We start from the raw sequence: 5,593 nt of genomic DNA, 5'->3' as shown, positions 1-5,593 counted from the left end.
CATCCTTCTCCTGGCGATACAGGGCATACAACTGCTCGACGCTCTCAGCGATCTCAATCGGTTGTCGCGGTCGTCCTGTTCTCATACGCCAAGTTTATTTAGCACACCTTGACTCCGCAAGCGGTATAACGCTTGGTCGAGCGGGCGCGCGTTGCCGACGGTGAAGATGAAATCGGCATTCTCGCCGCGCGGCCAGCCGATTGCCTTACGTTCGATCACGCGCACAGTAAATTCCACCTCTACCGAGATTTCGACGCCCGTGCCGCTGATTTCGCCATCGCCCTGCAGCGCGTGACCATCGCCGATATGGAACAGCGCGCCCTCGACGAACACCGGGAAGTAGGCGGTGACGCCGGCCACAAAGCCGTTGTAATCCATATTGCCACCGTGCGGGCCGGATGTCGCTGTGCTGATGGCCTGGTCGCCGTCCGGCGCCACGCCGAAACAACCGATCATCGGCGCGAGGGGCAGCGTGAATGCGCCCAAGCGGGTCTGCGGCGACTCGAGCGTCGCCGTGCCGGCAGCCAGATCCACCCGCCACTTGCCGATGGCCCGATCGCGTTCGGGCAACTCGCGCACAAAGTCTGGGTCCACCGCGTTGAATGCGAGCGAGGTGCGCACCCAACCCCATTCGCGATTGGGGGTGATGCGATCCAGATGCACGGCCAGCACGTCGCCGGGCTTCGCACCCTGGACGAAAAACGGGCCGGTCATCGGGTTCGGCCCTTGCGTCAGACGTTCGCCGCGCGCGTCTTGACCCCACGCATCCACACACGTAGTAACCACGGTGTCGCCGTCGGCGACGGCAAGCGCCGGCTCGTGCGCGCCAATGGTGTTGTAGTAGCGCGTCGGCTTAAAGTGATGGAGCATGTTATCGGCCGCTCATCACCGCCAGGCGACTGGCTTCGAGTAGTATGGATTGGCCGAGACCCAGCACACACCACCCCACGGGCAACGGACGCGCCACCAGTGGTAGTCGTCGCTCAGGCCGGTGACCGTGGCGCGGTGACCAGGCCGTAACATGCCCAAGATGCGGTAGTGCAGGCCCGGGCCGGAGCGGATGTTCAGGTTGACGAGCGCGGCGACCTGCGCCACCGGCGTGCCGCGCACATTCGCCGGCGCGGCGAGGGCCGGCGGCGCACCGCCGAGCGCTACCACCAACGCAGCTAGAAGAGCAGCGAACGCCAAGGTGAAAGTTCGAAGCTGCAACGCGTTCCTCCAATACAAACGCTTTGGTCGGCCGCGCGTGGCCGCTGCCCAAAGCTACGCCCAGCGCGCCCTTGAGCGCGCTGGGCGCAAAATTCAGTACTTGATATCCACCTGCTTCTTCTCTCGCGCGCTTTGCAGGATGGCATCGCAGATCACGGCGTTCTTGTAGCCGTCTTCGAAATCGGCGCCGTACGGCTTGACGTCGGCGTTGTTCACGACGGCATCGAAGAAGTGATGGAACTCGTGCACGAAGGTGTGCTCCCAGCCGATGATGTGACCTTGCGGCCACCAGTTCTTCCAGAACGGATGGTAGCTCTCGCTCACCAGCACCTGCGTGAAGCCCTGAATCTCGCGCGGCTGGTCGCGCATGAACACCTCCAGGTAGTTCATGTTCTCTAGGTTGAAGCGGATGCTGCCGCGCTCGGCGTTGATCTCGAAGGTGTTGTGGTTCTTGCGGCCGGGCGCAAAGCGCGTCGCCTCAAGCGTGCCGAGCGCGCCGTTGTCGTACTCAACAAGCGCGACAAATGCATCGTCCACCGTCACTGCCTCACGCTTGCCATCCGCATTGCGCTCGGTGATGAAGGTCTTGGTCATAGCCATCACGCTCCTGGGTTCGCCGACGAGAAAGCGGGCCAGGTCAATAATGTGTGAGCCGAGGTCGCCCAGCGCACCGCTACCGGCAATGTCGCGGTCCAGCCGCCACACCATGGGGAAATTCTCGTCGGCGATCCACTCCTGCAGGTAAGAAGCGCGGAAGTGGTAGATGCGGCCGAGCTTGCCCTGGTCTATCAGTTCCTTGGCCAGCCGCACCGCCGGCACGAAGCGATAGTTGAACGCGACCATGTGCTTCACGCCGGCCTTCTTGACAGCCTGCCACATCTCCCAGCACTCCTCGGCGTTGCGGCCGAGCGGCTTTTCGCTGATGACGTGCTTGCCGGCCTTGGCAGCGGCGATGTTCGGCTCGGCGTGCACGTTGTTCGGGCCGCCGTTGTCGAACACTTGCACGTCTGGGTCATCAATCAGCTTGCGCCAGTCGGTATAAGCTTTCTCGTAGCCGTAACGCTTAGCAGCTTCCTGGACAGCTTCTTTGTGCCGGCCGGCGATCGCCACCAAGCGCGGGATGGCCACCGGCGGATACATCATGTAGGGCAGCTTCTTCAGCGCATTGCTGTGCGCCTTGCCCATGAAGGCATAGCCCAGCATCCCCACGCCGATCGTCGGGGCCTGGCCTTCCGCCTTCGGCCCGGCCATGGTGACAAATCCAACTTCGTCTGACATTGTGTCCTCCAGATTGGGGAGAAGTCAGATATCAGATATCAGATATCAGATATCAGATGTCAGATGTCAGATGCAGGCTGATCTTCGCGCTGCAAGGACTTGGCCAAACCGACAATCATCGCCACGATCTCATCCACGTCTTTGAGCAACGAATCGGCGAGTGCATCGGTCCAGTATCCAAGCCCGCGCGCGATGTCAATCCCGGTCATGACCTCGTAGCCCGAACGCTGCGCAATTTCAAGAAAGCGACAGAATTCTCGATTCGAGCTGTTGCCTGATCCCTCTGCGATATTGAGCGGGATCGCGGCGCTCGCTCGGCGCAGCTGGCTGACCAAGCCGAATCTCTCGTCCGCGGGGAACTGGGCAGTCTCTCGATAGATCGAAATCGTGAACGCCATCGCCCTCTGCCAGACTTTGAGATCCCTAAACTTGTGCTTAGCCATCCGTCTCTGATCTCTGATCTCTGATCTCTGATCTCTGACCTCTGACCTCTGACTTCTGACCTCTGACCTCTGACTTCTGACTTCTGACTTCTGATTTCTGATTTCTTACTTCTTTCTCTCAAACGCTGCATCGAAGGCCATCGCGCTGGGTTTGAAGTCGTAGCGGCGCACGTTGGCGCAGCTTTCGGTCGCGCCGTGCTCGCGGTCCATCCCAGGATCCTCCCATTCGACCGACAACGGTCCGTCATAGCCGATCTCGTTCAACGCCCGGATGATGGCGTCGAAGTTGATGTTGCCGCGGCCCACGCTGCGGAAGTCCCAATAGCGGCGCGAGTCGCCGAAGTGGGTGTGGCCGCCGAACACGCCGGCTTGCGTCGGCACGCTGCTCCAGGCGACGTCTTTCATGTGCACGTGATAGATCCGATCGCGGAATTTGCGGATGAACCCCACGTAGTCCACTCCCTGATAGCCGAAGTGTGAGGGGTCGTAGTTGAAGCCGAACTCCTCGCGATACTTCAAGGCCTCTAGCGCGCGCTCGGCGCTAACGATGTCGAAGGCGATCTCAGTAGGGTGCACCTCCAGCGCGAATTTGACCTGGTTCTCCTTGAACACATCGAGGATGGGGTTCCATCGCTCGGCGAACTCAGCATAGCCAGCGTCAATCATGGCCGGGCTGACCGGCGGGAACGAATACACATACGGCCAAATGCTGCTGCCGGTGAAGCCATTCACCACCTTCACGCCGAACAGCTTGGCCGCGCGTGCGGTGTTGGCTACTTCTTCGGCAGCACGCTTGTTCACCTCCGACGGCTTGCCGTTCCCCCACACGCGGGGCGGCAGGATGGCCTTATGCCGCTCATCAATCCGATCGCAGACGGCCTGGCCCACCAGATGGGTGCTGATCGCGAAGCACTTCATGCCATGCTTGTTCAACACGTCCCATCGTCCGCGTACGTAGCTGTCGTCGCTCAACGCTTTCTCCACGTCGAAGTGATCGCCCCAACAGGCGAGCTCCACGCCGTCGTAGCCGAACGACTTGGCTTTCTCTACGATGGTCTCGAAGGGCAAATCGGCCCACTGACCGGTGAAGAGGGTAACAGGTCTTGCCATAGATCATTGCTCCTTATGAGGGTTCGATGCGCTCGTGCGCTTCTTTTCTCCCTGTCTAGTCTATTCAGCGAGCGATGAACGCGCAAACTCGGTCGTCGGTTGGTGGTGGCGAGTCGCTGCTCATTGGCCATCAATCACCAATGCCCCACTGTCATCAATCATCAATCCATCATCGTTCATCGCCCATATGGCAATACACAACGACTGGGACGCGCCTACAATCGCCCACATGGCATGCGAACTGGTGATCGGTGTGGATGGTGGGCAGACCAGCACCAAGTGCGCGCTGGTCGCCTGCGATGGGCGCGTGCTGGCCTATGGCCAGGGCAGCGGGCTGGTGCACTTGGCCGCTGCCGGCGCGCGTGAACGACACGCAGCGGCGCTGCGCGAAGCCTTCGCCTCGGCCTGGACCAACGCTGGCCTCGAACCGCAGCCCGTCGCGGCGATCGGCCTCGGGCTGACCGGCGTCGAGGATAACTCGCCCGAAGCAGCGCTGGCGCGCCAGATCGTCGCCGGGCTGATCTCGGCGCAGCACATCGCAGTGCATAGCGACGCCTACGCCGCGCTGATCGGCGCGCATGGCAATCGGCCTGGCATCATCGCCATCAGCGGCACTGGCTCTCACATCCTCGGGATGAACGCCGCAGGCGAACTGGCCCGCGCCGGTGGTTGGGGCTGGCTGCTCGGCGATGAGGGCAGCGCCCTGTGGATCGGACGAAGCGGGCTGATGGCCGCGCTTCACGCGCACGACGGCGTCGGTGAGCCAACAATGCTCGAGGGCTTGATGCGCGAGCACTTCCAGGTCAAAGCCCTAGGCGATGTGAAGCGGCGCGTGTATGACTCCAGCTTTGGCGCAAAGGGATTCGCTGCTTTGGCGCCGCTGGTCTCGCAGGCAGCAGCTCAAGGGGACGCCATCGCGCAAAGCATCGTGACACAGGCAGCGCGCGACCTGGCGACGCAGGTGATGGCCGTCCAACGCCGGCTGGCACTGCCGCCGGACGCGCCCGTCGCGCCTGTGGGCGGCGCGTATGCGCACGTGCACGGCCTGCGCGCAGGGTTCACCGCCGCGCTGTGCGAGATTAATCCACAAGCGAACGTTGTCGATCCCCTGTTGTCGCCGGTGCTCGGCGCTGCGCTGATCGCACTCCAGGCTTGCGGCTGCCGAGCGATCATCCGGACGGATGCTGTAGATTGACCAACGCGCCGGCTCGTCCCGATGCGATGATCGCGCAAGTCGCGCGCATGACAGCGACGCCGTCTTCGCCGGCGCTGCCGAGAATCTCCAGTTTCAAATCCCTCACCGTCGCATGCGCACGCACGCGGCGAAATCCAGGCAGGCTCGAAGACGACCACCGCGCCTCGAATCGAAGCCTGTAGTCACCCAGCCCTTGGAGGCAAACAGAGTTAAGGCTAGGTCGAAGACTTTAGAACCTATCTCTAAACTTACGGAACGAGCCATAATAGGGATATGGATAATACCAGTGGGACGCGATACGCCGACGTTGCAAGTTGGGAGCTGTCTGATAGTCTGTGGGCGCGCATTGAACCGTTGT

The 5,593-nt window shown here is 61.8% G+C and carries 6 protein-coding genes; 1 reads left to right on the top strand and 5 read right to left on the bottom strand.

The annotated features are described in order from the left end of the window. Positions 1–81 precede the first annotated feature (81 nt). The 5 genes from GXH28_RS15070 to GXH28_RS15050 all read right to left on the bottom strand — a co-directional run bounded on the left by GXH28_RS15070 (position 82) and on the right by GXH28_RS15050 (position 4,040). Positions 82–870: an acetamidase/formamidase family protein gene (locus GXH28_RS15070; RefSeq protein WP_169239845.1), complete on the bottom strand. Its 789-nt coding sequence runs from the start codon at positions 868–870 to the stop codon at positions 82–84. Positions 871–885: 15 nt separating this feature from the next. After that, on the bottom strand, positions 886–1,209 hold the full coding sequence (locus GXH28_RS15065; protein ID WP_169239844.1) for an SH3 domain-containing protein: 324 nt from the start codon (positions 1,207–1,209) through the stop codon (positions 886–888). 93 nt (positions 1,210–1,302) lie between these two features. Further along, positions 1,303–2,487, bottom strand: a complete 1,185-nt coding sequence (locus GXH28_RS15060) for a Gfo/Idh/MocA family protein (RefSeq protein WP_169239843.1) — start codon at positions 2,485–2,487, stop codon at positions 1,303–1,305. Between the two features lie 59 nt (positions 2,488–2,546). Further along, the gene (locus tag GXH28_RS15055) at positions 2,547–2,930 is read right to left on the bottom strand and encodes a four helix bundle protein (protein WP_169239842.1); all 384 of its coding nucleotides are present in this window, start codon (positions 2,928–2,930) and stop codon (positions 2,547–2,549) included. Positions 2,931–3,035: 105 nt separating this feature from the next. After that, positions 3,036–4,040 (bottom strand): sugar phosphate isomerase/epimerase family protein, encoded by a 1,005-nt coding sequence (locus GXH28_RS15050; protein WP_169239841.1) that lies wholly within the window; start codon positions 4,038–4,040, stop codon positions 3,036–3,038. A gap of 229 nt (positions 4,041–4,269) precedes the next feature. Here GXH28_RS15050 and GXH28_RS15045 point away from each other — a divergent pair, with 229 nt between their 5' ends. Beyond that, positions 4,270–5,235 (top strand): BadF/BadG/BcrA/BcrD ATPase family protein, encoded by a 966-nt coding sequence (locus GXH28_RS15045; protein ID WP_169239840.1) that lies wholly within the window; start codon positions 4,270–4,272, stop codon positions 5,233–5,235. The last annotated feature ends 358 nt before the right edge of the window (positions 5,236–5,593 follow it).

The organism is Candidatus Roseilinea sp. NK_OTU-006 (assembly GCF_012931985.1).
GTDB lineage: Bacteria > Chloroflexota > Anaerolineae > J036 > Brachytrichaceae > JAAFGM01.
This window is presented reverse-complemented; position numbering and strand designations above follow the sequence as displayed.

Coding starts and splice junctions, on each gene's coding strand:
- GXH28_RS15055 (WP_169239842.1), bottom strand. CDS start 2,930: ATGGCTAAGCACAAGTTTAGGGATCTCAAAGTCTGGCAGAGGGCGATG.
- GXH28_RS15070 (WP_169239845.1), bottom strand. CDS start 870: ATGCTCCATCACTTTAAGCCGACGCGCTACTACAACACCATTGGCGCG.
- GXH28_RS15060 (WP_169239843.1), bottom strand. CDS start 2,487: ATGTCAGACGAAGTTGGATTTGTCACCATGGCCGGGCCGAAGGCGGAA.
- GXH28_RS15045 (WP_169239840.1), top strand. CDS start 4,270: ATGGCATGCGAACTGGTGATCGGTGTGGATGGTGGGCAGACCAGCACC.
- GXH28_RS15050 (WP_169239841.1), bottom strand. CDS start 4,040: ATGGCAAGACCTGTTACCCTCTTCACCGGTCAGTGGGCCGATTTGCCC.